Source organism: Enterococcus sp. C63 (assembly GCF_040887215.1).
Taxonomy (GTDB): Bacteria; Bacillota; Bacilli; order Lactobacillales; family Enterococcaceae; genus Enterococcus_B; species Enterococcus_B hirae.
Map to the genome: position 1 here is coordinate 171,943 of NZ_JBFOFI010000003.1, position 26,760 is coordinate 198,702.

The window sequence follows — 26,760 nt, forward strand, 5'->3', positions numbered from 1 at the left end:
TGAATAAAAACGATATACACTACATAAAAAGAGTCTGAGGTATTAAGACCTTAAGCTTACTTTTTACGCTAAAACGAGTAATTGCTATGAAAGCATCCACTCTGGTACTTTCACAATCTTATCGACGGCGTTCAAAGATCTGCACTTCGGTAATCAGTCAAAAAATAAGCCGAAGCATTTAAAAATAGAAGAAACTATTTTCGGATGCTTCGGCTTATATCTCAGAGCTAGACTTGTCATAACGCTTGTTTCAAATCAAGTTGGCAAAGGGCCACCTGATTTATTTAGTGATAATCTGATCTAAGCTTGCTATTGATAGTGCCATTTCAGCAATTTGTTTCAGCTGTGCCAAACGATTGTTACGGACAGCAGGATCGTCTACCATGACCATGGTTTGGTCAAAATACGTTTCGATCAATGGACGTAAAGCAACAAGTTGATCATAATCTTCTTTCAGCGTTTGTGTACCAAATTGTTTTTTCATTTCTGCTACCGCTTGATAAAGTGCTGTTTCAGCTTCATTTTCAAATAACGCAGGATTAATCTCTGTTGTCGTTGTTTCTTGCGCTTTCTTCGCTAAATTAACCACTCGAGTCAATGCTTCCATCGATGGCTTAAACTCTTCCTCATCTAAACGTTCTTTAAACAGTTGAGCTGCTGCAAAAACTTTTGTCAAATCGCTTTGTTTTGCATTTAAAACTGCATCAATCACATCGTGTCGGATTTGTTTTGTAGTTAGTAACTGACGGAAACGTCCTTTGATAAAATCAATGACTGCCTGTTGTCCATCCGATAACTGGACGCCAAAACGTTCTTGATCTTCATTGATTGCCTGGTCGATTTCACGTTGTAAACGAACCAATGGAAATGCCCAATTTTTTGCTTCGATGATGCGGACAATCCCATACGCTTGACGACGAAGAGCATACGGATCATTTGACCCACTTGGGATCATTCCAACTGTAAAGAAAGAGAAGATACTATCTAATTTGTCTGCAATCGCTAATACTGCACCAATTTTGGTTTCTGGTAAGTCACCTTCACTTGAAATTGGCAGATAGTGTTCCTTGATAGCTGTTGCTACAGCTGATGTTTCGCCGTTTAATCGCGCATATTTTTCACCCATGATCCCTTGAAGCTCTGGAAACTCACCTACCATGTTGGTCACTAAATCAAATTTATAGATTTCAGCAGCACGTTGTAAATCCGTTAACTCTTCTGGTGATAAGCCGACAGATTTACCTAAAATACGAGCAATAACTTGTACTCGTTGCATTTTTTCGTAGATGCTTCCAATTTTTTCATGGAAAGTCACTGATTTTAATTTATCAACAAAAGTCTCGATTGGAATCTTTTTATCTTCATTGTAGAAAAACTCTGCATCTTCTAAACGAGCAGTCAATACTTTTTGATTTCCACGGATCACGTTTTCTAGTTTGACACGATCCCCATTTCGAGCAGAAATAAAATGTGGCAAGAGTAATCCTTGGTCATTTCTTACTTCAAAATAACGTTGGTGCTCCTTCATTGAAGTAACCAATACTTCTTCAGGGACAGACAGATATTTTTCTTCAAAATCGCCAGCAAAAACTGTGGGATATTCGACTAAATTATTCACTTCTTCTAATAACTTTTCGTCTAAATCGATCGTCCAATGGTTTTTCTCTGCTAATTCAGTTGCTTGTTGGACAATCATTTCTTTTCTTTTATGTGGCGCAGCTATCACGAATTGTTCTTGTAATTTTTCTTCATACTCATTGGCATGAGCGAAACGAACTGTTTCTCCTAAGAAACGATGACCACGTGATGTGCGATCTGTTGTAACATCTAAAATCTCGAAAGGAATCACTTCATCATCTAGTAAAGCAACAATCCAATGAATAGGACGAATATATTCAAAGTCAAAATTTGCCCAATGCATCGTAACAGGAAATGTCAAACTTTTGATGACATCTGCAAGTCCAGTCAATACTTCTTTCGCTGGTTGTCCATGTGTATATTTGGTTACGTACACATACTCTACACCCTTCAGCTCTTTAAAGGTAATATCGTCAGTCGTCAAACCTTGACCACGTACAAACCCTTCTGCGGCTTTCGTCCAATTTCCATCTGAATCCAATGCGATTTTTTTAGCCGGACCCTTTAATTCTTCTTCGCTATCTGCTTGACGTTCTGGGATATTGGTTACTTTGATCGCTAAACGTCTTGGCGTTGAAAAAGTTTCGATTGTATCATAAGACAATTGGTGTTCATCTAAAAACTTTGCTGTTTTTTGTTCCAGTTGTTTCATGCTTGGTGTAACTACATGGGCAGGCATTTCTTCCAACCCGATTTCTAAAAGTAACTCTTTTGCCATGTTATTCAGCCTCCTTAACCGTTTCTGGATTTGCTGTGTTTTTATTCAATAAAGGAAATCCTAATTTTTCACGCTCTGCCACAAAAATCTTTGCAACAGATTTTGCCATATTTCTGATACGTGACAGATAACCAGCACGTTCTGTGACAGAAACTGCACCACGAGCATCTAATAGATTGAATGTATGGCTGCATTTTAAAATGTAATCATAGGCAGGATGAACTAAATTTTCATCAATGCATCGTTTAGCTTCTTTTTCAAAACGATCAAAATTACTTAATAATAGTTCTTGATCACTGACTTCAAATGAATATTTGGAGTGCTCGTATTCAGGCTGTTTGAAAATCTCCCCATATTTTACGCCATCTGACCATTCAAGATCATAGACACTTTCTACTTCTTGGATGTAGGATGCCAAGCGCTCCAAACCATAAGTAATTTCAGATGTCACTGGTTTACATGGCAGACCGCCGACTTGTTGGAAATACGTGAATTGTGTAATTTCCATTCCATCGAGCCAAACTTCCCAACCAACACCGGCACAGCCCATCGAAGGGTTTTCCCAGTTATCTTCGACAAACCGAATGTCGTGTTCCAAAGGATCGATCCCCAATAAACGTAAACTTTCTAAATAAAGTTCTTGGATATTTTCAGGTGATGGTTTCATCACTACTTGGAACTGATGATGTTGATACAGACGGTTCGGATTTTCCCCATAACGACCGTCGGCTGGGCGACGAGAAGGCTCTACGTATGCTGCATTCCAAGGCTCTGGTCCAATTGCTCGTAAAAAGGTATAGGGGCTCATTGTACCTGCCCCCTTTTCTGTATCATAGGCTTGCATCAACATGCACCCATTTGATGACCAAAATTTTTGTAACGTCAAGATCATGTCTTGTACAGATAATTTTTTGCTCATTTAAAATGACTCCTTCCACTTCTAAATAGTTTGCTGAGAATTTGAAACAACAAAAAGTCCCTATGCTTGTCTAAACAAACATAGGGACGAATAACTTCGCGGTTCCACCCTACTTCCGAAAATTTCGGCAGCTTCATTGTCAGTACTCCCAAGTGCCTCTTCAAAAACCGACAGCATTCGGCTCACACCCTCCCGAACTCGCTTTTGCTACGTATTTTTTACTGATCTTGTTCAACGTACTTTATTCTTTTATTTAGCCAATCAAGTTTTTGTACAAAACTCTCATTTATCTAGGTTCCATAATAGACGTATAGTTAGGCTTTTGTCAAATAGTTTTGAATGTTGATTGAACATTCTACTCATTTTTTTGGTTTTCAGAAGCACTTTCTCCTTCCGGATCAGGCTTTTTTAGGACATGTTCCCATGATTTCATTTGATCAATGAACTTTTTACTTTTTAGATGAATCCCTACGTATTCTTCGTATAACTGGTCAATCAGTTGCCTGATCGTTGCCTTGGTTTCGTCTTTTAAATTGATCCCTGTGATCTTATCATAAGAAATAGCAGAGAACATACGCACGAAATAAACAGCTCTTGGATCTGCATGATAACGACGGTGATCCATTGACCAATGTTCTTCGCATAGCACGCCTCCATATTTGGAAGAATAATCAAATTTACCTTGTGTTTTGCCACACACCACACAATGGGTCCAAATCGGTGCAATCCCAAAGCGTTGCAATAATTGTACCTCAAAGATGTTAGTGATGATTTCCGCGTCGTCCCCCTGATCCATCCGTTGCAATGCTGCTTGTGTAAATTGAAAAAGATGGGGATCATATTGATGGTCTTCGATCGCTGCATCCACTAAGTTTAACAAATACGTGCCGTAACCACTTAAAAAAATGTCTTCTTGAATTTTTCTAAAGGAGTGAACATCTTTTACGCTGGTTATAAACGAAAGTCCTTCACTTTTAAACGTACCGATGTAGATTCCTTCAGTAAAAGGGAGTAGTGCAGGGGCTAATGGTTGGTTTTGCCGGTGAATTCCTTTGACATAAAACATCAGTTTCCCCGCAGACTCAGTAAAAATTTTCACTAATTTGTCTTTTTCTTTATAATTTCGACTGGACAATATGATCCCTTTTGATTCGGCTAGCTGGCTCATTTTTTTCGCCCCCTTTTAGAAAAAGAATAAGGAAAAGAAAAATCATTCACTGAATCATTTTCCTTTCCCACTTATTCTACTCATTTTCTTGTCTTCTGACTTTTACACGCGGTTTCGTCTATCGAATATTCACGTTCAACTCATTTTTATCTACTTAAAGTTAGTATTCCTCTTTGCGGTAACCAAAATCTTGTAAATAAACTCTTTTATCGCGCCAATCTTTTTGAACTTTAACCCATAGTTCTAGAAATACTTTGTCACCAAGCAAATTCTCAATATCTTTTCTTGCTTTCGTCCCAATTTCTTTTAGCATTTTACCACCTTTACCGATGATAATCCCTTTTTGACTATCACGTTCAACGATAATGGTTGCTTGAATTTGGATTTTATCATTTTCATTGCGTTTCATTGAGTCAACAACAACAGCCACTGAATGTGGGACTTCATCTCTAGTCAAAAACAGGACTTTCTCACGAATCAATTCCGAAACGATAAAGTATTCTGGATGATCCGTTACTTGATCATCCGGGAAGTATTGAGGACCTTCTGGCATCTCAGCGATCAACACTTCCATTAGACGGTCCACATTGTTCCCTTCGGTAGCCGAAATCGGTACAACTTGCGCAAAAGGCATTTGTGCCGAATAATCTTCGATGATTCCCAATAATTCATCTGGATGAACTTTATCGATTTTATTGATGATCAAATAAACAGGTGATTGAACATTTTTTAATCGTTCAATAATAAAATCATCCCCACGTCCACGTTTTTGATCCGCACTGATCATAAATAAGACAGCATCCACTTCTCTTAGTGCACTGTAGGCTGATTCCACCATAAAATCACCCAAACGATGTTTTGGTTTATGGATTCCCGGAGTGTCGATAAAAATCAACTGTGCTTCTGGTGTCGTATAAACGCCTTGGATCTTATTTCTGGTCGTTTGTGCCTTGTCACTCATGATAGCAATTTTTTGCCCAACGATTCGATTTAATAATGTTGATTTACCAACATTTGGTCGTCCCACAATAGCGACAAAACCTGATTTATGTTCTAACATATTATTCTCCTTTTAATTAAAAAACATTTGATAGATTTTAGGTACAAATAAAATGAGACCGACGATCACTGCAAAACAAGCGGTGACTAACACTGCTCCTGCCGCCATATCTTTGATTTTTTTCCCAATTGGATGGAAATGAAAATCGGTAAACATATCCACCACATTCTCAAAAACAGTATTTAAAATCTCAACGATCCACACCAGAAAAACTGCTAAAACTAACCACAGCCATTCTATTTGATTCAGTTGAAATACAACTCCCATAAAAAACGCCAGCAACCCAAAACCTACATGTTTTTTCATATTACGTTCCTCATCAAAGACTGTTTTAACCCCTTGAAGAGCAAATTCTACTGACATAGCGAAGTGCTTATTTTTCTCAACCTTTTTCTCGCACTCTTTATCTTTTAAGTCCATAAGCATCTAAAATCTCTTTCTGTAAACCAAACATCTCTGCTTCATCTTCGGGTGTCATGTGATCATAACCATTGATGTGCAAAAAGCCATGCACTGCCAAAAATCCCAACTCTCGATCATACGAATGACCATATTCTTCCGCTTGTTCCTGGGCACGCTCAATTGAGATCATGATATCTCCTAATACTCGTGGTAAAGGATTATCGCCTTCTTCAAAAATCACGGGAATTTCGTCTTCCCCTTCGTCTTCTAATGCAAAACTAATCACATCTGTTGGGGCATCTTTGCCACGGTAGACACGGTTGATTTCTTGGATTGCTGCATTGTCCATAAAAGTAACAGACATTTCTGTTTCCTCGGGTAATTTCAAATGAGCCGCTGCAAATTGCAGAAGGTCCTCGATCTCTTTGATTTTTTCTGTTGAAACTTTCTGTGTTTCATCCATAAATGTGATGTCCATATTTATCGCTTCTTTCTTACTTATTGCTGATATTTTTTATTTTAGCCATTTTCTTTTTCTACTTTCATCGTTTCCGCTTCCGATTTCATTTTAGGATATTTGATCCGTGAATGGAAGGTACTACTTAACCCACTGATCAAAGATTTTTCCACTTTGCGAATTTCTTTTAATGTTAAACCACTATCATCAAGTTGACCATCAGAGATTCGTTCTTCAATCAAATTATGGACAAATTTTTCGATTTTTTCACCTGTTGGATGATCCATTGCCCGTACTGCCGCTTCACAACTATCTGCAATATTCACGATGCCGGCTTCTCGGGTCTGTGGTTTGGGGCCAGGATAACGAAATTGTTCTTCGGTGACTTCAGGATTTCTTTCTTTTGCCTTGATATAGAAATACTTCATCAATGTTGTTCCATGATGCTGTCGGCAAATATCGATTACCATTTGCGGCATGCCATATTCCTCTAAAATTTTCGCTCCATCGGTCACATGACCAAAAATGATCTGTTTACTATCTTCCGGTAATAAGAAATTATGTGGATTTTCAGCACCAGAAGGCAAGTTTTCTACAAAAAAGCTAGCATGTTTGATTTTACCAATATCGTGGTAGTAACAAGCTACACGTGTCAATAATGACCGCCCATTGATCTCAGCCACTGCGTTCGCGCTTAAATTGGCGACCATCATACTGTGATGATAAGTTCCTGGTGCTTCTTCCAATAGCTGTTTTAGCAATGGATGGTTAGGATTACTTAACTCATTCAAGACGATCACACTATCATCGTTGACCATCAATTCGATATACGGATGTAATCCCATCGTTAACAGATACGACAGCAAAGCCCCCATAAAGCCACAAATCAGTGTTAACCAAGTTGTTCCATTACTAAAGCTCATACCTTGATAAACGATCAACACAACATCCATCATCAACGGAAAAATAATGACCCACATCATAGCTGAAAACCATTGTTCTGACACTCGTTGGCGTTTTAAAACCGTCGCTAATAAACCTGAAAAAAGATAAGCCATCAAGATAACGGTCAAAAAGTTGGTCCCAATCGAGCCATAAAAAATAAACAATGCAGATACGGCTTGGAACAAGGCAGCCATGATTCCTGCCCTCCGGTTCAAAAAGAAATTTAAAACTAAAGGAACAAAAGCTGCAGGATAAAACAGCGGGATAAAAGCTGCTTGTTCCGTTTGGAATAGTTGGAAAAATTTCATTAATAACACACTGATGGACATAGCCGTAACATAAAAGAGAACATACTCTGTTCGTTTTCCGGCTTCATGGTACTGCATTGAGTTGTAAACTAAAACAGCAATTTGCAATAAGACTGCTAAGATCATTGCTACTAAAGGAAAAATTGACGTTGTTTGACTGGTCAATCCTAATAATTCAAGCTTTTTCATTGCATCTGCATCGATTTGATTTCCTTCACGAACAATGATTTCGCCTTGATAGATCATGACCGGTTGAACCGCACTCCTTGCTGATTGTTTCAATTCCTCTGTTTTCTTTTCATTTAAGACATCATTTACGACGATTCCTTGATCGACAAGATAATGGATCGTTTGTTGTTGGTCAGGTGTCACGTTCAAATATTGGATCTGTTCTTCCGCCTGTTGCTTGAAGGTTTCTAAATCACTTTCTCGAACTTGTTTTTTCATTTGTTCATTGATCAATCGCAGACTTTCATCTCGGACTGTCGCAATTTGACTATCTGACATGCCAAAGATTTTTGTGTAAAAGTTAGTCGGTAATTTTTGATAAAATGCCACGTTTTCAGCATTAGCATTTTCAAAACTCTTCTTTAGAGCTGCAATTCGCTCATCTATAGTTGGTTTGGGAACATTCTCATTTTCTTTTGCTTTATCCACTTTTTCTTTATACGCTTTATTGATCGAATCATTTGTTTTATTGATCAATTCAAAAAGCTGCTTGATGCGACTACTTTGTTCACTCGCCAAATCTTGTTGATACGTATATTCTGGCGTAACAGCTTCCGCTGCTAGTTTTCTTTTTTGTTCCGTTTCTTCTGTATTTTCGATCGTTTTATTCGCACGGATACTTTCTTCTGCCACTTGTCCTTCTTTGAAATCATTGGCTTTTTGCTTGACGCTACTGAACGTAACGCCACAAACGATCACAAAAAACAAAAGCAATAAGAAAGGCATTGCCGCCTTTCCTAATTTTGCTTGCAGTTGTTGGAGTATTTTATTCAACATTCGCTTATCCCCCTAAGCCTTACTCTTGATGAAGATCTGCCTTTTCATAAGCTTTGATGATTTCGGCTACAACAGGATGACGAACGACGTCACTTGCTTCAAAATTGACAAAAGCAATTTTTTTGATTTGTTTCAATGTACGTTCTGCATGGATCAAACCACTCATCGTCCCTTTAGGTAAGTCAATCTGACTTGTATCGCCGTTTACGATCATTTTTGATTGATACCCCAAACGAGTCAAGAACATTTTCATCTGTGCCACTGTTGTATTTTGAGCTTCATCTAGTATTACAAAAGCATCGTCAAGTGTTCGCCCACGCATATAAGCTAATGGCGCAATTTCGATGATCCCACGCTCCATCAAACGATTGGTATGATCTAAACCAAATATTTGATACAGTGCATCATACACTGGACGTAAATAAGGATCAACCTTTTCTTTCAGATCACCCGGTAAGAAACCAAGATTTTCTCCTGCTTCCACCGCTGGACGAGTCAAAATGATTTTTTGGACTTCGCCTTTTTTCAACGCAGCAATTGCTAAAACGACAGCTAGAAATGTTTTACCTGTTCCAGCAGGACCGACACCAAATACGATGTCATGTTTAGCAACGGCCTCGACATATTGTTTTTGTCCACTATTTTTCACTCGAATCGGTTTACCATTGCGGTCTTTGACGATTTCTTCTTCATACATTTCAATGAAGTAATCCAATGTCCCTTTTTGCCCCATTTTTAAGGCAGTAACAACATCAGGTGTACTGACATGTATCCCCCGCTTGATCAATTCTTGTAAGGTACGTATCACCGATTGTGCTAACGAAAGCCCCGGCTCTTCTCCAATAATCTGGATCATTTCGCCTCTCGTATGAATCGTTGTTTCAGTCATTTCTTCAATTAATTTTACATGTTTGTCATGCGAGCCTAACAACATACTGATATCGTCAGCAGCTGTTAATCTAATTTCTAAAGAACTGGATGCTTCTGTCAAAAATAGACATCTCCTTTACTTCAATTCATTCCTTCCTATTTTACCATATTCGTAAAAAACTATATAGCAAATAAAAAAGGTTGTCTCACTCCTTATTCGTTTCATTCATTTTAACCTAAAATTACTTTGCTGAACTTCCATGATTTACTTTATGTTATTCCATGATTGAGAGATTCCTGCCTATCAATAAACAGCTTTTACTTAATAGATAAGGCAAAGAACCAATCTAACCAAGCCTAGATCTATCGAGTGAGGAAGAGAGATAAAAGAAGGATATGTATGATTGCATGGGGAACAAGGCGTACCGATTGATGTTGCCTTGGCGCTCACCTTGAGGAAATTGGGACATGCATGAAAAAAATCTAAAAAAAATAAGTCTGATTTTGACGTTGTGGATCAAAATCAGGCTTATTTTCTTTTTAAGAGAGGGCGGTTGTCCCAAACTCTTTAAATGATAAGTTTAAGATTGTAATAGCTCTTTCACAATCGCATTCACTTGGTTCCCATCTGCTTTTCCTTTGACTTTCGGCATGATCGCACCCATGACTTTGCCAAATTCTTTGACAGAAGAAGCTCCAGTTTGTGTAATCGCTTCTTGAACAAGTTGACGAATATCATCCTCAGAAAGTTGTTCTGGCATGTATTTTTCAACAATTACTATTTCACTTTTCACTTTTTCAGCTAAATCGTCACGTCCAGCTTCTTCGAACTCATGTAAAGAATCACGCCGTTGTTTCATTTCACGAGACAACACTGTTAATTCTTCATCTTCAGTCAAGTCGTGACCTTCTTTGATTTGCTCGTTTTGAATGGATGACTTAATCATACGTATGACTTGTAAAGATTCTTTATCTTTTGCTTTCATCGCTGTTTTCATGTCATCGTTCAATCTACTTAGTAGTGACACACTACCAACTCCAATTCATAAAGGAACTAGTTTTTTTGCGTTTTTTTGCGTTTTTTCGCTGCTTTTCTAGCTGCTTCAGATTTTTTCTTACGTTTTACGCTTGGTTTTTCGTAGAATTCACGTTTACGAGATTCTTGTAAAGTACCCGCTTTTGACACGGAACGTTTGAAGCGACGAAGAGCATCGTCAATTGATTCGTTTTTACGAATGACTGTTTTTGACATGTTAATTCCCTCCCTCCGAGCTTAAAAAGTAACCGTAATTGTTATTGAAATTATAATCCAAAAAACAAGACTGTTCTATAAAACATTATATCTAATGCTGATTTGACCGTCAAGGGAATCTTTGGATTTTTTAAAATAATGATATGTTATTTTATTATAAAACAACTACTGACAGTTTTCACATCGACCGAAAATTTCAAACCGATGCCCTTCGATCGTACAACCTGATAATTGATTTTCAAAATAGTCCATTGGACACATATGGATTTCTTTTGTCATCCCACAAACGGTACAAATAAAATGATGATGGTGACCGATCTCTCCCTGGCAACAATGAAAACGAAACTTCATTTCGCCATTCAAATCGGTTTCTTCTAATAAGTCTAACTCAGAGAAATCATGGAGATTACGATAAATCGTATCATAACTCACTCCTTTAAATTCCTCATTCATAAAATCAAATACTTCTTTTGCTGACACATAACGATTTCTTTTGACCAAATAAGTCAATAATGCTTCTCGCTTTTTCGTGTATTTAAATCCGTTATTTTTCAAAATTTCTAACGATTGTTCGATTAATGTTTGGTTTTTCAAGTCTTCCCCTCCAAATCAAAATGATTACGAAGTACATATTCCACAGTATGGTATACTAAAGATAAAAAAAATGCAAGTGAGGTTTTTTATTTATGGCTTTTGATTCTACTGAGATCGTTACTTTTTTTGTCATTTCTGATTCAGCTGGTGAAACAGCAACAAAACTCGCACAGGCAACCATGGCACAATATCCTACAGTTGAATTTAATTTATTTCGTCGAACGTTTGTCACTGACCAAGACACCCTCGAACAAGCCTTACAAGATGCGTTAGCAGAAAAAGCGTTAGTTCTTCATACCTTGATCAACCAAGAGCTGATTGATTATACCCGAAGTTTTTGCGAAGAAAACAACTTATTTAGTTTTGACGTGATGACCCCACCGATCGAAGAAATCCAACGATTAACAGGAATTCAACCCACTCGTCAACCTGGAGCCCTACATTTATTGAATGAAAATTATTTTAAACGAATCAAGGCAATGGAATTTGCTGTAAAATACGATGATGGGAAAGATCCAAGAGGTTTCTTAGAAGCAGACGTGGTGTTGCTAGGAGTTTCCAGAACGTCAAAGACACCGTTAAGTCTTTTTTTAGCGAATAAAAACTTAAAAGTGGCGAATCTCCCACTCATTCCTCAAGCCCATATCCCAAAACAACTTTGGGAGATCGATCCTAAAAAAATTGTTGGTTTAACCAATAATCCCGATATTTTAAATAATATTCGAAAAGAACGGATGCGTTCCTATGGATTAAATCCTGATACGGCTTATTCTGATATCGAAAAAATACGAGCAGAATTAGATTTTGCTAATGATTTGTATGAAAAATTAGGTTGCGTTGTGATCAATGTTGCTTCTCTCTCAATTGAAGAAACGGCTTCGTTGATCCTAAATGCCTTAGATTTAGAGGACCACAGTTATTATGGCACGGATACTTCAGGAGAAAAATAAAGAACAAATAATTGTATCCAGTAAGCAACTATAACAAACAACCAGAACCAAACGCATAACTAGTTAAAAAAAAGCCAGCAGACACGTGTCAGCTGGCTTTTTTTTCAGTATAATCTATTTACATTCCCTTAGAAATGCCTCATTCTTATTTTACTGATGTTCCACATGTTTCAAGGTTTGTTCCAAGATATCCAACACGTGAAAATCATCTAAACTATACAATATTGCTTTGCCTTCACGATGCGATTTTACCACATGGTTTTCCCTTAATAAACGTAGTTGGTGGGAAACAGCGGATTGTTCCATTTCCACCGCTTGGCTGATGGCCGTCACATTTTGTTCTCCATCTTTTAAATACATCAATATTTTCAATCGGGTAGGATCACTTAAGACTTTAAATAATTGACTCACTTTTTTTATTTCGCTTTTTGGTGTGTCTGTCAACCGATTCACCTCCATAAAAAAAGACTGACTTCTAAAGTTTACCACTTTTTCCATCAGTCTCAATTATTTTATTCTTCTGTCATTGATTTGATGATTGCTTCATAGGTATCGATCTTTTCTTGTGCCTCTTGTGCGGAATTGCCTTTTACACCGATATAGAATTTGATTTTTGGCTCTGTTCCTGAAGGACGGATCGCTACCCAACCATGTTCTTCTAATACATATTTTAATACGTCAGATGGAGGTGTCGTTAATTTTTCCACTCGTCCAGCTGAATCTGTTTTCGTTAATTCTTTGAAATCTTCTGTTTGAAGAACTTTTGCTCCAGCAAATTCTGATGGGGCATGGTCACGGAATTTCTTCATCAAAGCAGCGATTTTGGCTGAACCTTCTTGACCACTCATCGTGACTGAGATTGTTTTTTCAGCAAAATAACCATATTTTTCAAAAATCATTTGTAAGCCGTCATAAAGTGTCTTCCCTTGTTTTTTATAAAAAGCAGCCACTTCGGCTAACAATAAGAGTGCTTGAATTGCATCTTTATCACGTACAAATGGTTTGACCAAGTAACCATAGCTTTCTTCAAAACCAAACATAAATGTATGAGAATGATCTTTTTCAAATTGATGGATTTTTTCTGCAATAAATTTAAAGCCTGTTAAGACATTGATCATCGTAGCGCCATAGCTTTCAGCGATGGCTGCAGGAAGTTCACTTGATACGATTGACTTAAGTACGGCTGCATTTTCAGGTAAAATCCCTCGTGATTGATGTGCTTCTAAAATATATTGAATCATTAACGCACCGATTTGATTACCGGTCAAAACTTTATAAGAGCCATCAGGTTGGCGAACTGCTGCTCCTAAGCGATCCGCATCAGGATCAGTTGCAATCAATAGATCAGCGCCTTCTTTTTCACCTAAACGAATCGCATACTCAAATGCTGAATGTTCTTCAGGGTTTGGTGATTGAACCGTTGTAAAGTCAGGATCAGCTACAGCTTGTTCAGGTACAAGCATAAATTGTTCGAAACCAGCTTGTTGTAATGCTCTTTCTCCTAGCATTTTTCCTGTACCATGAAGGGGTGTAAACACCAATTTTAAGTCTTTCCCCATTGTTTGGACTAATTCTTGATCAATCGTGACTGCTTTGATTTCTTCCAAATATGCTTTATCGACTTCTTCACCAATGATCGTAATCAATCCACTAGTTTCTACTTCGTCATCAGCTAAAACAGCGACTTTTAAAGGATTACTTACTTCACGTACATATTTTGTCAATGCATCCGCATCAGCGGGTGGCATTTGTCCGCCATCTTCTCCATAAACTTTATAGCCATTGTAAGCTGCTGGGTTATGAGAAGCTGTCACCATGATTCCCGCAAACGTATTCAAATGACGAACAGCGAAAGAAAGCTCAGGTGTTGGACGTAGACTCTCAAAGACAAAAGAAGGAATATCGTGTTGTGCCAAAGTCTTCGCTGCTTCCATCGCAAATTCAGGCGATTGATGGCGTGAATCATAAGCAATCGCTACGCCGCGACGTTTTGTTTCTTCTCCTTGTGTATCCATAAAACGTGCCAGCCCTTCTGTTGCTTGTCTGACCGTATAAATATTCATTCGATTGATCCCAGGACCTAAAATTCCCCGCATTCCTGCTGTTCCAAATTCTAAAGGAGCATAAAAAGCATCTTCCAGCTTTTCAGGGTCCTGACTAAGATCAGTTAATTGTTTTTTTAAATTTTCTTCTAAATTTTCTTCATTGGCCCATTGTTGGTATACTTGTTCCCAAGACATGAAGCGAACACCTCTTTCTAAAATATCTACCTCTTTCAGTATAGCATTCTCTTTTTAGATAGAAAAGTCAGAAGAAAAAATAAGCGCAGATAGGATCTTCTTTTCTTTCACCAAGATCAAGATTATTCCTACTGTTCTTACAATATCAAACAAGATTTTTCTTGTTTTTGAAATTGCACTGAACCGTTACGATTATCTGGTTGAGTTTTTTTATTTTTTAGAATATCAAATAATTTTCTTTTTTTATTTTGTTTGCTCTTCTTTCTTTTGCAAAGTTCCAAGATTATTCCAACTCTTCGGCTAGTATGCTTGCCAAACTTCTGGTTCCTGTTCCCAAGGTGCTTTTACCCTCTGTCCTCCTTTCATAAAAATAACTTTCTCGCTCAATTCCTTCCAATTGCGATAAACGTAGCGAAGTTCAGTTGATGTTTTCTTTTTGCCGTTGCAATTGTCTTTAGATAAAACCTCACTCATATTTAACCCATCTAAACAAAAATGGATCTTTAAATTTGGATTTAGTTTTGCACTATTCAAGCCAATTTTGCATCCTCTACGTATATGCCTTATGGAGAGGAAAGTGCGCATAACAGAAAAAATAAGTTCGATTTTGACAATAAACATCAAAATCGAACTTATTTTCTTTTTGAGAAAGAACTATTGTCCCACTCTCTCTTTAGTAGTATAAAAATGAATAGTATTCAAGAAGCGCTTCATCTCTTTTGATCACTTTACGCTTGTGTTGTTTCTTCTAATGCTTCTAAATATTTATAAACTTGTTGACCAGCAATGCCGCCATCGCCGACTGCTGTCGTGATTTGTCGTAAATCTTTTTCACGAACATCCCCAATAGCGAACACACCAGGCATAGTCGTACGCATGTCTTGATCTGTTGGAATCCAACCAGCTGCATTAGTTAAACCAGCTTTTTTAAATGGTTCAGTCAATGGATCTAATCCTACGTAAATAAACACGCCATCTGCTGCTAAATCAATGGTTTCATTCGTTTTCACATTATGCGCTTTAACCCCAGTGACCACCATGTCATTACCAACGATTTCATCTGTGACAGTGTCCCAGACAAATGAAATCTTTTCGTTAGCGAATGCGCGATCTTGGATGATTTTTTGCGCACGTAATTCATCTCTTCGATGAACGATCACGACTTCAGAAGCAAATTGCGTTAGGTAGATGGCTTCTTCTACCGCAGAATCGCCACCGCCGATCACGACTAAGCGTTTGTTTCGGAAAAAAGCACCGTCACATACTGCACAATAGGAAACACCTCGTCCAGCGTATTCTTCTTCTCCAGGAACACCTAACTTACGATGGATACAACCCGTTGCGATAATCACTGTTTTGGCTTCATAAGATTGATCTTCACAGATCACTTCTTTGTAATTTCCATGGTCTTTGATGTCTTGCACAATTCCATAGACATTTTCTGTTCCAAATTTAGTGACACCTTCATACATTTTATATGCAAGGTCAGGTCCCATGATAGAATCAAATCCAGGGTAATTTTCAACTTCAGCGGTGTTATTCATTTGTCCACCAGGTGCGCCTTGTTCAATCATAGCAACTGAAAGATTTGAACGTGACGCATATAACGCAGCAGTCATTCCAGCAGGTCCAGCACCAATCACGATAACATCATACATATGTACATTCCTCCATTATAAAAATCAAGTAAGCTTACTTTACAGCCTATAGAAAAAAAAGTCTATTGTTCTGCTTACTCTTTTCTCGAATAGATTTATTATACTCGAAAAATCAGTTTAAAAACAATAGACTTTTATTTGATTCGCTATTCGTTACTTAAATCTTCTCCATTTGTTGCAATGACTTTTTTATACCAATTGAACGATTTCTTCTTCGAGCGTTCCAATGTCCCATTTCCTTCGTTGTCACGGTCAACGTAGATGAACCCATAGCGTTTCTTCATTTCGCCAGTCCCAGCAGAGACAAGATCGATACAGCCCCAAGTCGTGTAGCCTAGGAGATCCACACCATCGAGCTCAACCGCATCTTTCATTGCTTGGATATGTTGTGCTAAATAATCGATCCGATAGTCGTCTTCTACATAGCCATTTTCATCTGGTGTATCAATGGCACCTAACCCATTTTCGACGATGAACAATGGTTTTTGGTAACGATCATAAAGATCATTCATCGTGATACGTAACCCCAATGGATCAATTTGCCAGCCCCATTCACTGGCTGAAAGATAAGGATTTTTAGCCGATTCAAAAATATTACCGGCCGTTTGCTCTAATACTTTTGGATCAGTAGTAGCTACCCGAGAAGAGTAATAGGAGAATGAAATAAAATCAACGGTATGTTCTTTTAATATTTCTAAGTCAGTTGGTTCCATCTCGATTTTGATTCCATTACGTGCCATTTCTTTTAAAGCATAGGCTGGATAACTTCCCCTTGACTGGACATCAATAAAGAAATAGTTTTCCCGGTCCGCCTTTCTTGAAGCCCAGACATCTTCAGGTTTACAAGTGTAAGGATAATTTGCGCCGGCTGCTAACATACAGCCAACTTTATTTTCTGGATCCACTTCATGAGCGATCTTTGTAGCGATTGCACTAGCAACTAATTCATGATGGGCTGCCTGGTATTTGATTTGTTCCACATCGTCCCCTTCTTCAAAATACAATCCAGCGCCCATAAATGGAGCATGTAAAATCATATTGATTTCGTTGAAGGTCAACCAGTATTTCACTAGTCCTTTGTAACGATTAAAAATGACATGGCAAAGTCTTTCATAAAACTCTATCAACTTTCGAGAACGCCAAGCACCATATTCTTTGACCAAATGCATCGGACAATCAAAATGAGTGATTGTCACTAACGGTTCGATTCCATATTTTTGACATTCTTTAAAGACATCTTCATAGAACTTCAACCCTTCTTCATTTGGTTCCTTTTCATCACCTTTTGGAAAAATACGACTCCACCCAATGGATAAGCGATAGGTTTTAAATCCCATTTCCGCAAAAAGTGCAATATCCTCTTTGTAACGATGGTACATATCAATGGCTGTTTTTGCTGGATAAAAATGTTCCTCATCAAAGTCAAACATTTTTTGTTTCTCAGTGATCACTGAAAAACGATCTTTACCAATCGGAACAACATCAACATTAGCTAAACCACGTCCACCTTCAGCGTAGCCTCCTTCACATTGATTGGCAGCCGTTGCGCCACCCCATAAAAAGTCTTTCCTAAATGCCATCCTACTTCCTCCATTATTGTTTTTGATAAGTTTTTGTCAGGTTGTTTGCTATTTTATCTTGTACTTCGATCCCCTCTTCTTTTAAGCGGTGGATCGTTTCCTTAAATTGTGGCAAATACGCTTCGTGAGCAACAAACAATTCATCCATGATCCGTTTCGCTGTTTCACCCGACCGTACTAAGGGATTAATCGTAAATGCTTGAAGCGCTGTGCCATAATTACCCGTCACTGCCGCTTCGATCGTCAATAATTCCATATTTTTCATGACTTGAAGCCAGCCACGTTCAGCTGGTGGCAAAGAACCGAAAGCAACGTTGCGTGCCCCTTGTGCCCCGACATACGCTGTGACTTCCACGACACAATCAGCAGGCAGATCAGGAACAGCGCCGTCATTTTTTGTTGAAACAACGATTTGGGTTTCTTTATTGGCATAGATCGAAGCGATCGTTTCACAGGCAGCATCTGAATAATAAGCACCCCCACGTTGTTGTAACTGTTCTGGTTTATGGTCTAGTTCTGGGTCCTGATACAACTCAAATAATTCTGCTTCCGTTTTTTTAACTTGTTCTGCTCTTGTACCAATTGTTTGATATTCTTCTAAAGCATGGTTCAACATTTCTTCTTCACGATAATAATAGCGATGGTAGCCACAAGGAATCATTTGCATTTGTTGTAATTGTTCCTTGAAAAACGGCACATCGAATATATTTTTTGGTAAGCCATTATTTTCAGCATAAAGTCGGTCGATTAGCTCATTCGTTCGATCGTTTCCATGTGAATCTGCTACTTTATGCCAATGAAAGTGATTGAGTCCAGCAAATTTATAAATCAAGTTTTCTTTGGTTTCTCCCAGCATTTCTGGCTCTGTCATCATTGCCATAACTGGTACATTACAAAGCCCAATTACCTTTTCCCATTTTCCGTAGCGAACGACAGCTTCTGTAACCATTCCACTAGGATTGGCAAAATTGATCAGCCAAGCATCGGGACATAGTCTTTTCATATCTTCTACGATTGAAAGAATGACCGGAATGGTACGAAACGCTTTGAACATCCCGCCAGCTCCATTGGTTTCTTGTCCAAGCATGCCATAATATGCAGGGATTCGTTCATCTTTCACTCTGGCATCTAATTGATCTACCCGAAACTGATTTGTTACAAAATCAGCATCTCGCAGTGCTTCTTCTCGATCCAACGTCGCATAGATCTTAACATCATAAGGCGAAGCATCCCACATTCGTTGAGACATTTCACTGACGATTCTTAATTTTTCTTGACCCTCTGCTACATCCACTAACCAGATTTCTTTAATCGGTAATTCTTCATATCGTTTAATAAACCCTTCCATCAATTCAGGGGTATAGCTACTTCCGCCACCAATTGTTGCAATCTTCACTTTTTGTTCCATGAGCTTCCTCCTTTTTTGTTTTTACAACTATATTATGTTTTTTGTAAACGAAAACAACAAGTTAACTTTATTCTTTTGCATTTCCATTTACAAAAATTCATTATATAGCCGATTATTTTGTAAAAATCTTGTATATGAACAACGAACGATTGACGAATCAACAAATAGCGCTTACAATATTTTTACACAAAAAATTAAAAACATGTAAAAGAGGATCGTCATGCTATTAAAAGAAAAACTAAAAAAAATTGCTTTTTCTCCCGCAGAAACACAAGTGATCCATTATATTCAAAGCCATGAACATCAACTCAAAGAAGCAACAATTCAACAAATTGCGAAGGCATGTTATGTCCATCCTTCTACGTTGATTCGGATTGCCAAAAAGGCTGGGTTCAACGGTTGGGTCCACTTTAAGGAAGCTTTTTTGGCGGAAAACGAGTATTTGGAAGGAAATTTTCAAGAAGTTGATGCCAACCTCCCCTTTCTAGAAAACGATGGAATCATGTCTATTGCGAACAAAGTCGCTGCACTGGAACGAATGACGATTGAAGACACACTCTCATTGCTTCACCACGATGACCTACAACGAGCAAAACAGCTTTTATTGAAAGCAAAAAAAATCGTCCTTTTTTCTAGTAATTCGAATACTTTGATCTCGCAGGCTTTTATGTTGAAAATGAAGCGAATCAAACGAGACGTAACGATTGTGACGACTTCAGGCGAATCCTACTATGAAGCCTACAACTGTACGCCTGATACTTGTGCCATCTTAATTTCTTATACCGGCGAAAATAAAATGATGTTACGAACAGCCAAGATTTTGCAAGAAATCAATGTGCCGATTTTAACATTGACGAGTATTGGTGATTCCACTCTTTCTACTTTCAGCTCAGCAATCCTTCGTATCACTACCAGAGAACGATTGTATTCCAAAATCAGTAATTTTACGATCAATACTTCAATTTGTTACTTACTAGACGTACTATACAGCTGTATCTTTGCAGAGGAATATCAAAAAAACCTCAACCATTTAATCAAAATCGGACAAAAAGTAGACGATCGCCCAATCAGCTCCTCTATTATGGAAGAGCCTCCTACAATTAAGGAATAAATTATCTCACACTTTTCAGCTTCTTATGCATTTTCTCTTTTCACCATCTAGCTTGTTAAGTTAGTCGTGTCCAAAAAGAAAAACCTAAAAAATTTACCATGACAACATGGATATTTTTTAGGTTTTATTTGCTTAAATTTCATGTTGTTTTTCGTAGTTGTTAGCAGTTGGACTAGGCTCAGTAGCGCCTATTAGTCTACGTTCTCTTGCCTGACTAAAACTTGCTCCCCCCCTCACTCTCTTTGTTTCTTTGTTTTGATTCAATTGATGAGAGTTGTTCCATTTTGGCAGCCACTACTTTTTTGAGCTCTTCTACGGATACTTTTGAATCATCAATCTTGTTGGCCATTAAGTCTACCAAAACTGCTTTTTGTTTTTCATTAAGTTCTGACAGACGATAAAATGTCTCCGCTAAGAAATGATCACTAAATAGTTATTTTATATCTGTTTGTTTATTTCAAACGCTATTGTTCAAGGTACTCTACTTCTGATACTCAATAAAATTGTCTTTATTAAAAAAACAGAGAAAAAGAAGATGATTTCCTCTTTTTCTCTGTCTGATTACTTCTATTTGGAACAACTATTCACTTTGAAGTTTATACATATCAGCATACAGTCCTTCTTTTACTAGCAACTCCTGGTGGGTTCCTTGTTCAACGATTTTTCCTTTATCCAAGACAAGAATGAGTTCCGCATCTTTGATCGTTGACAAGCGGTGCGCAATCGCAATAGTGGTTCTTCCTTGACGCATCTTTGCTAATCCTTCTTGGATCAATCCTTCTGTCTCGGTATCAATATTGGCAGTTGCTTCATCTAAAACCAAGATTTTAGGATCAGTAACAATGGTTCGTGCGAATGTGATCAATTGTCGTTGTCCACTAGAATAACTTGCGCCTCGCTCAATCACTTTTGAATGATACCCATTTGGTAATTCATTAATAAAGCGATCTGCTTGGACAAATTCTGCCGCTGCACGTATCTGTTCATCTGTGATCGCTGGATCCATCATACGTATATTTCCTGCAATATCCCCATAGAATAGAAAAGCATCTTGGAGAACTAACCCCATTTTTTTACGAAGTTCAGCAATCGGATATTCCCGAATATCACACCCGTCAATTAAAATCTGCCCTTCATAAAATTCATAAAAACGCATCAAGACATTGATGATCGAACTTTTCCCACTGCCAGTATGACCGACTAATGCGACAGTTTCACCAGGATTGGCAACAAAAGAAATGTTGTTCAGTACTTTATTTTTTCCATCATAGGAAAAGCTAACATTACGAAATTCAATTTTCCCCTCAGTGATGGTTTTGTTTGCTCCTTCATGTTGCTGTGGTGCGTATTCTTCTGTGTCCATGATTTTTAAGATTCTGCTACCAGCGACGATCCCGTCAGTGAATATACTTAAGAAATCCATCATTTGAGACATCGGATTGAAGAACCCTTGGACATATGTGGTGAAAGCATAGATCAGCCCAACTTCCACTGGTGATTTTAAGGCATCTAAGCCAAAAAGTGTCAGTGCCCAAGCAATGGCTAATGCATATAAAAAGCTGATAATCGGGCTCAATAACAGCGAATTGGTTTTGATCATAGCGTATCGTGTATTGAGATAATCCGTATTGACCGCTTCAAATTCGTTTGCTAACCGTTTTTCCTGCCGGAATTGCTGGATGATCCGCATCCCTGAAATGGATTCATTTAATTTAGTATTCAACTGACTTAACTTTTCTCGCATATTACGATAAATCCGAGAACTAAATTTTTGATAATACCAGATCACGACTCCTAGAACAGGTAAAAAAAGCAACAGCCATAAAGCAATGCGTCCGTTGATTTGAAACATTGCAATAAAGGAGGAAACTACTGCGAAAATGCCTGTCAATACCATCAGAAAAACATACCAAAATTCAGAAAGCGTTTCGGTGTCATTCGTGACTCTTGAGACGGTCGAGCCGGCTGGTGTCTGGTCAAAATATCTCATTCCCAATGTATGCAATTTTTCAAATAATTTTATACGGATATATTGATAGGTTTTAAGCGAAGCATTGGAATACAAATACCATTGGAAAAACCAGATGATACTTTTGACGATGACCCCAAATAAATACAAGCCTGCAAAAAATAAAATCACTTGTGTCGTAGCAGATTGTTTGGCTAAATATTCATCCATAAAGGTTTGAATGATTCGAGGTAATAGGACATTGATTACTGACAATCCCAAAGCAAACAGGATGGCAATGATGAAAGTCGCTTTAAAGGGTTTAGCAAAATGCAACAAGCGTTTAATGATTTGCTTTTGCTCTCGCAATGGAATGGATTTTGACCATTCGGATTGATAGTTATCTTCCATCATTTTCTCCCCTTTCAATTTTGGCTTCTAACTGTTGTTTTTCCCACATTTGTTTGTACCAACCACCTAAAGCCAATAGCTCGGCGTGACGGCCACGTTCAACGATCTGTCCTTTGTCAATGACGATGATTTCATCAGCATGCATCACACTGCTTAGTCGATGAGCGGCAATGATCGTGGTTTTACTTTGACGAATTTCTTTTAAATTTCGCAAAATTCTTTCTTCTGTTTTAGCATCCACTGCCGACAACGCATCGTCAAGGATCAATAACTCTGGATTTTGGATCAATGCTCTGGCAATCGAGATCCGCTGTTTTTGTCCACCAGATAAGGAAACACCCCGCTCACCAACTAATGTTTCATACCCCTTCGGTAATTCTTTGATCTCTTGGTTGATTGATGCTAACGAAGCAGCAGCTTCCACTTCTTCGTTAGATAACTTAGGATCAGAAAAACGGATATTCTCACGAATCGTCATTGAAAACAAAAAATGATCTTGTGGTACATAGCCAATAGAATGTAAAAGAGCATCTAAGGAATATTCTTTGATCGAACGACCACCAAATTTGATTTGTCCTTGATAGTCATCATATTCACGCATCAGCAACTTCATGATCGTGGTTTTTCCAGCACCAGTTTTACCAACAATTCCTAATGTATCCCCTTCTTTAATTGCAAACTTGATTTGTTCCAAGGCGGGTAATTCTTCTTTGGGATAATGGAATTGCGCGATCTCTACATTTAATTCTCCTTTTGCGGGTGTCTTCACTGCACCAAGTTGTTCGACGATATGGGTCTTCTCATGTAAGAGTTCATTCACTCGGTCATAAGAAGCATTTCCTCTTTCCAGAACATTGAACAACCGACCAATAGCAAACATCGGCCAAACCAACATTCCAATGTAACTGATGAAGGAAACCATTTGTCCAATCGTGATCGTGCCATCTAGCACATATTTACCACCCAAGATGATCGTTAAAACATAAGATAACCCAATGATCAGCGTGATAAACGGATCAAACAAAGCATCTAAAAAGTTGACACGTTTATTCTTGGTGATTGCCTGTTCGATTTTTTCTTGAAAATCTGCCAGATCTTCCTGCTCTTGCCCAAAAGTTTTGATTACTTTAATCCCAGTAATACTTTCTTGCGTTTTGTCGTTGATACTGGAAAAAGCTTCTTGTGATTCTCGAAAAGCATCATGTAGTTTTGATCCTAATATCCTTGAAGTAACAGCTAATAGCGGCAAAGGGATCAGAGCAAGTAAAGTCAAGCGCCAGTCAATGAAAAGGATCATGGCAATGATTGTGGTTCCACCGGTAATGACCGAATCAGCAAATGTCAAGATGCCTGCTCCTGCCACATTTTGAATCGCATTTAAATCATTGGTCGCATGTGCCATTAAGTCACCTGTACGATATTTTTGGTAAAACATACTATCCATACGAGTGAAATGGATAAACAAACGCTGACGTAATTCCTTCTCTAACCTCGCTGCACTTCCCCAAATATTCACCCGCCAAATGAAACGAAAGAGATACTGTAAAATGGCAGATCCGATTAATACAGCGATCCAAAAGACGATAAATCGCATGGAGAGATTCTTATCTGCAATCTCATCGATGATGATCCCGATTACTTTAGGCGGAACTAACTGAACCAAGGCAACACATAATAAAGAAAAAACGCCGATCACATAGTGCTTCTTTTCTTGTTTAAAAAACCAACCCAACTTCCTAAAAATAGACATATTTTTCCTCCTTTTTAACTCCCATCAACCTCTTTTTCTCTTAAAAATTTAGTCAGTGTCACTCATTTTTCTCACTAACTACACAACCTTGTTTTTAATCGCTTCCATAAATCCATCTAACAAAAAAAGCGAGCTGAAATCAATCAGCCCGCTATGATTTGTCCAATGAAAACCCTATTTTTTCCCTTGGTTTTTCATTTGTTGCATCATCTGACGAATTTTCTTTTCAGATGGTTTTTGCCCCATTGACATCATCATTGATCGTAACATGTCCTCATTAACGGGAGGATTTTTTTCTAAATAATCTTTCATATATTTACGCGCAAAAAAGAATCCACCGATTGCGCCGATTAATAAAGCAATAACTGCGATAAGTACGACTATTCCTGTTTTTACCATATAAATCTCTCCTTTCTATTTCCGAATTGCTCTCAATGACTTATTTTACTAAAGTTTTCCCAAAAAAGAAAGGCGTTTTCTTTAGTTTTGGCTAAAAAGTTTATTTTACTGCTTTCCTATAACTTCGCCAAATAGAAGCTTGACCATATATTTTTTTTAGGCAAACCGAATAAATTGCTTTCAATTTTTTTGATGCAGGTGTAGAATGGTGTCGTGAAGAAAATGAGAGGTGATTTTTTTGAGTAATCAATTCCATAAACAAAAATTGATTGAACACACCAACGGCTTATCTTTAGCTGAAGTGAACGGAACAGTCAAAGTTCCTAAAGGGAAAAGTTTTTTTAAAACATTATTAGCTTATTCAGGTCCTGGCGCACTCGTTGCGGTAGGTTATATGGACCCAGGAAACTGGTCGACTTCTATTACAGGAGGTCAAAACTTTCAATATTTACTGATGTCAGTCATTCTTTTATCCAGCTTAGTCGCTATGCTCTTGCAATATATGGCAGCAAAACTAGGCATCGTTAGTCAAATGGATTTAGCCCAAGCCATCCGAGCCCGTACAAGTAAAACACTTGGTGTGATTTTGTGGGTGTTAACTGAATTGGCAATCATGGCAACCGATATTGCAGAAGTAATTGGGGCCGCCATTGCCCTTTATTTACTTTTTGATATTCCATTAGTAATTGCCGTATTTATTACTGTTTTTGATGTTTTTGTTTTATTGATGTTAACTAAGATTGGCTTTCGTAAAATTGAAGCGATCGTCGTTTGTTTGATCTTTGTCATTTTATTCGTTTTTGTCTACCAAGTGGCTTTGTCAAATCCCGACTGGAAACATTTATTTGCTGGCTTTGTTCCTAATAGCAAAACGTTTGCTGATTCACCGATGATTGGTGGTGAAACACCATTGACAGGTGCATTAGGAATCATTGGCGCAACTGTCATGCCTCATAATTTGTATCTCCATTCTGCAGTCTCACAAACGAGAGAAATCGATCGGAAAGACCCAACCGATATCGCTCGAGCTGTTCGTTTTACAACTTGGGATTCTAATATTCAATTAACTATGGCTTTTTTAGTCAATGCTTTACTTTTGATCATGGGCGTTGCAGTATTTAAAAATGGTTCTGTGCAAGACCCATCATTTTTTGGGCTTTACGAAGCATTGTCTAATCCTTCTGTTATGAGCAATGATGTATTGACCACTGTAGCAAAATCTGGCATTTTATCTACATTATTTGCTGTTGCCCTTTTAGCTTCTGGACAAAATTCTACGATTACTGGAACACTGACAGGACAAGTGATCATGGAAGGCTTTATCCACATGCGTATGCCGATTTGGTTACGTCGTTTGGTCACACGTCTCTTGTCTGTCATCCCTGTTTTACTCTGTGTCCTCTTTACTAGCACGAAAGGAACGATCGAAGAACATACTGCTTTGAATCATTTGATGAACGAATCTCAAGTATTCCTTGCATTTGCGCTTCCTTTTTCAATGATTCCATTATTGATGATGACAAATAGTGAAGTAGAGATGGGGAAACAATTTAAAAATAATCTATTCGTTAAATCTTTAGGCTGGATCTCCGTAATCAGTCTGACATTCTTGAATTTACGAGGGTTGCCTGGACAAATCGAAAGTTTCTTTGGTGATCAAGCAACTACCAATGAATTGATGTGGGCAGACAATGTGGCCTACTTGATTATCTTTGCTGTCTTAGCCTTATTGTGTTGGACGATCGTCGACTTGTATAAAGGGAACAAAAGATACGCAGAACGTTTGCAACAACTAACCGTTCAAGAAAATAACTAATAAAAAGTACCTGCTTCTATTGATGTGACTAAAAAAGATGAGACAGATGTGTCTGATTTTAAAAAATAAGCCAAAGAATCCCGAAATAGTTACTCAGGGAAATTCTTCGGCTTATTTTAATTCGTATAACTACATTCAACAACTTTTATGTCC

23 protein-coding genes are annotated in these 26,760 nt (G+C 38.0%); 3 read left to right on the forward strand and 20 right to left on the reverse strand.

Translation table 11 applies throughout. The features are described 5' to 3' along the window. Positions 1-280: 280 nt before the first annotated feature. From glyS to AB3H90_RS06210, 11 genes are all read right to left on the reverse strand, one after another. Entirely contained in the window at positions 281-2,356 is a 2,076-nt protein-coding gene (gene glyS, locus AB3H90_RS06160) for a glycine--tRNA ligase subunit beta (RefSeq protein ID WP_368016399.1), read from the reverse strand. 1 nt (position 2,357) lies between these two features. After that, the gene (gene glyQ, locus AB3H90_RS06165; RefSeq protein ID WP_010718522.1) at positions 2,358-3,275 is read right to left on the reverse strand and encodes a glycine--tRNA ligase subunit alpha; all 918 of its coding nucleotides are present in this window, start codon (positions 3,273-3,275) and stop codon (positions 2,358-2,360) included. Positions 3,276-3,630: 355 nt separating this feature from the next. Further along, positions 3,631-4,443, reverse strand: coding sequence for a DNA repair protein RecO (recO, locus tag AB3H90_RS06170; protein WP_010718523.1), 813 nt, complete (start codon positions 4,441-4,443; stop codon positions 3,631-3,633). 160 nt (positions 4,444-4,603) lie between these two features. Further along, positions 4,604-5,503 carry a GTPase Era gene (gene era, locus AB3H90_RS06175; protein ID WP_010718524.1) on the reverse strand — a complete coding sequence of 300 codons (900 nt, stop codon included), beginning with the start codon at positions 5,501-5,503 and terminating at the stop codon, positions 4,604-4,606. 12 nt (positions 5,504-5,515) lie between these two features. Then, a complete protein-coding gene (locus tag AB3H90_RS06180) occupies positions 5,516-5,923 on the reverse strand; it encodes a diacylglycerol kinase family protein (RefSeq protein WP_172595700.1) in 408 nt (135 codons plus the stop codon). Further along, positions 5,907-6,383, reverse strand: coding sequence for an rRNA maturation RNase YbeY (gene ybeY / locus AB3H90_RS06185; protein WP_014834527.1), 477 nt, complete (start codon positions 6,381-6,383; stop codon positions 5,907-5,909). The genes AB3H90_RS06180 and ybeY overlap by 17 nt, the downstream gene beginning before the upstream one ends. A gap of 41 nt (positions 6,384-6,424) precedes the next feature. Next, complete coding sequence (locus tag AB3H90_RS06190) at positions 6,425-8,620, reverse strand: HD family phosphohydrolase (protein ID WP_010737951.1); 2,196 nt, start codon at positions 8,618-8,620, stop codon at positions 6,425-6,427. Between the two features lie 19 nt (positions 8,621-8,639). Then, positions 8,640-9,611, reverse strand: a complete 972-nt coding sequence (locus AB3H90_RS06195) for a PhoH family protein (protein ID WP_010718528.1) — start codon at positions 9,609-9,611, stop codon at positions 8,640-8,642. 460 nt (positions 9,612-10,071) lie between these two features. Further along, entirely contained in the window at positions 10,072-10,518 is a 447-nt protein-coding gene (locus AB3H90_RS06200) for a GatB/YqeY domain-containing protein (RefSeq protein WP_010718529.1), read from the reverse strand. 26 nt (positions 10,519-10,544) lie between these two features. Then, the gene (gene rpsU, locus AB3H90_RS06205; RefSeq protein WP_010718530.1) at positions 10,545-10,742 is read right to left on the reverse strand and encodes a 30S ribosomal protein S21; all 198 of its coding nucleotides are present in this window, start codon (positions 10,740-10,742) and stop codon (positions 10,545-10,547) included. 165 nt (positions 10,743-10,907) lie between these two features. Next, positions 10,908-11,336 carry a Fur family transcriptional regulator gene (locus tag AB3H90_RS06210; protein WP_010718531.1) on the reverse strand — a complete coding sequence of 143 codons (429 nt, stop codon included), beginning with the start codon at positions 11,334-11,336 and terminating at the stop codon, positions 10,908-10,910. Positions 11,337-11,428: 92 nt separating this feature from the next. Between AB3H90_RS06210 and AB3H90_RS06215 the strand changes: the two genes are divergently transcribed. Beyond that, positions 11,429-12,286: a pyruvate, water dikinase regulatory protein gene (locus AB3H90_RS06215; RefSeq protein ID WP_010718532.1), complete on the forward strand. Its 858-nt coding sequence runs from the start codon at positions 11,429-11,431 to the stop codon at positions 12,284-12,286. A 150-nt stretch (positions 12,287-12,436) separates the two neighbouring features. Here the strand turns inward: AB3H90_RS06215 and AB3H90_RS06220 are convergent, their stop codons facing one another. The 6 genes from AB3H90_RS06220 to AB3H90_RS06245 form a co-directional block, all read right to left on the reverse strand. Beyond that, positions 12,437-12,784, reverse strand: a complete 348-nt coding sequence (locus tag AB3H90_RS06220; protein WP_368016468.1) for an ArsR/SmtB family transcription factor — start codon at positions 12,782-12,784, stop codon at positions 12,437-12,439. Positions 12,785-12,798: 14 nt separating this feature from the next. Beyond that, positions 12,799-14,526 (reverse strand): phospho-sugar mutase, encoded by a 1,728-nt coding sequence (locus AB3H90_RS06225; protein WP_368016400.1) that lies wholly within the window; start codon positions 14,524-14,526, stop codon positions 12,799-12,801. A 300-nt stretch (positions 14,527-14,826) separates the two neighbouring features. After that, entirely contained in the window at positions 14,827-15,000 is a 174-nt protein-coding gene (locus tag AB3H90_RS06230; protein WP_368016401.1) for a hypothetical protein, read from the reverse strand. Between the two features lie 254 nt (positions 15,001-15,254). Next, positions 15,255-16,184: a thioredoxin-disulfide reductase gene (gene trxB, locus AB3H90_RS06235; protein ID WP_081128033.1), complete on the reverse strand. Its 930-nt coding sequence runs from the start codon at positions 16,182-16,184 to the stop codon at positions 15,255-15,257. Between the two features lie 146 nt (positions 16,185-16,330). After that, positions 16,331-17,764: a 6-phospho-beta-glucosidase gene (locus AB3H90_RS06240; protein ID WP_368016402.1), complete on the reverse strand. Its 1,434-nt coding sequence runs from the start codon at positions 17,762-17,764 to the stop codon at positions 16,331-16,333. 13 nt (positions 17,765-17,777) lie between these two features. Next, positions 17,778-19,172, reverse strand: a complete 1,395-nt coding sequence (locus AB3H90_RS06245; RefSeq protein ID WP_368016403.1) for a 6-phospho-beta-glucosidase — start codon at positions 19,170-19,172, stop codon at positions 17,778-17,780. 220 nt (positions 19,173-19,392) lie between these two features. Here AB3H90_RS06245 and AB3H90_RS06250 point away from each other — a divergent pair, with 220 nt between their 5' ends. After that, entirely contained in the window at positions 19,393-20,283 is an 891-nt protein-coding gene (locus AB3H90_RS06250; RefSeq protein WP_368016404.1) for a MurR/RpiR family transcriptional regulator, read from the forward strand. A gap of 580 nt (positions 20,284-20,863) precedes the next feature. On the opposite strand, the gene AB3H90_RS06255 is transcribed toward AB3H90_RS06250, so the two are convergent. The 3 genes from AB3H90_RS06255 to AB3H90_RS06265 all read right to left on the reverse strand — a co-directional run bounded on the left by AB3H90_RS06255 (position 20,864) and on the right by AB3H90_RS06265 (position 24,791). Continuing rightward, positions 20,864-22,642, reverse strand: coding sequence for an ABC transporter ATP-binding protein (locus AB3H90_RS06255; protein WP_368016405.1), 1,779 nt, complete (start codon positions 22,640-22,642; stop codon positions 20,864-20,866). Continuing rightward, complete coding sequence (locus tag AB3H90_RS06260) at positions 22,632-24,392, reverse strand: ABC transporter ATP-binding protein (protein ID WP_034700948.1); 1,761 nt, start codon at positions 24,390-24,392, stop codon at positions 22,632-22,634. The genes AB3H90_RS06255 and AB3H90_RS06260 overlap by 11 nt, the downstream gene beginning before the upstream one ends. 174 nt (positions 24,393-24,566) lie before the next feature. Continuing rightward, positions 24,567-24,791, reverse strand: coding sequence for a YneF family protein (locus AB3H90_RS06265; RefSeq protein WP_010718542.1), 225 nt, complete (start codon positions 24,789-24,791; stop codon positions 24,567-24,569). A 238-nt stretch (positions 24,792-25,029) separates the two neighbouring features. On the opposite strand from AB3H90_RS06265, the gene AB3H90_RS06270 reads away from it, so the two are divergent. Further along, complete coding sequence (locus tag AB3H90_RS06270) at positions 25,030-26,607, forward strand: Nramp family divalent metal transporter (protein WP_010718543.1); 1,578 nt, start codon at positions 25,030-25,032, stop codon at positions 26,605-26,607. The last annotated feature ends 153 nt before the right edge of the window (positions 26,608-26,760 follow it).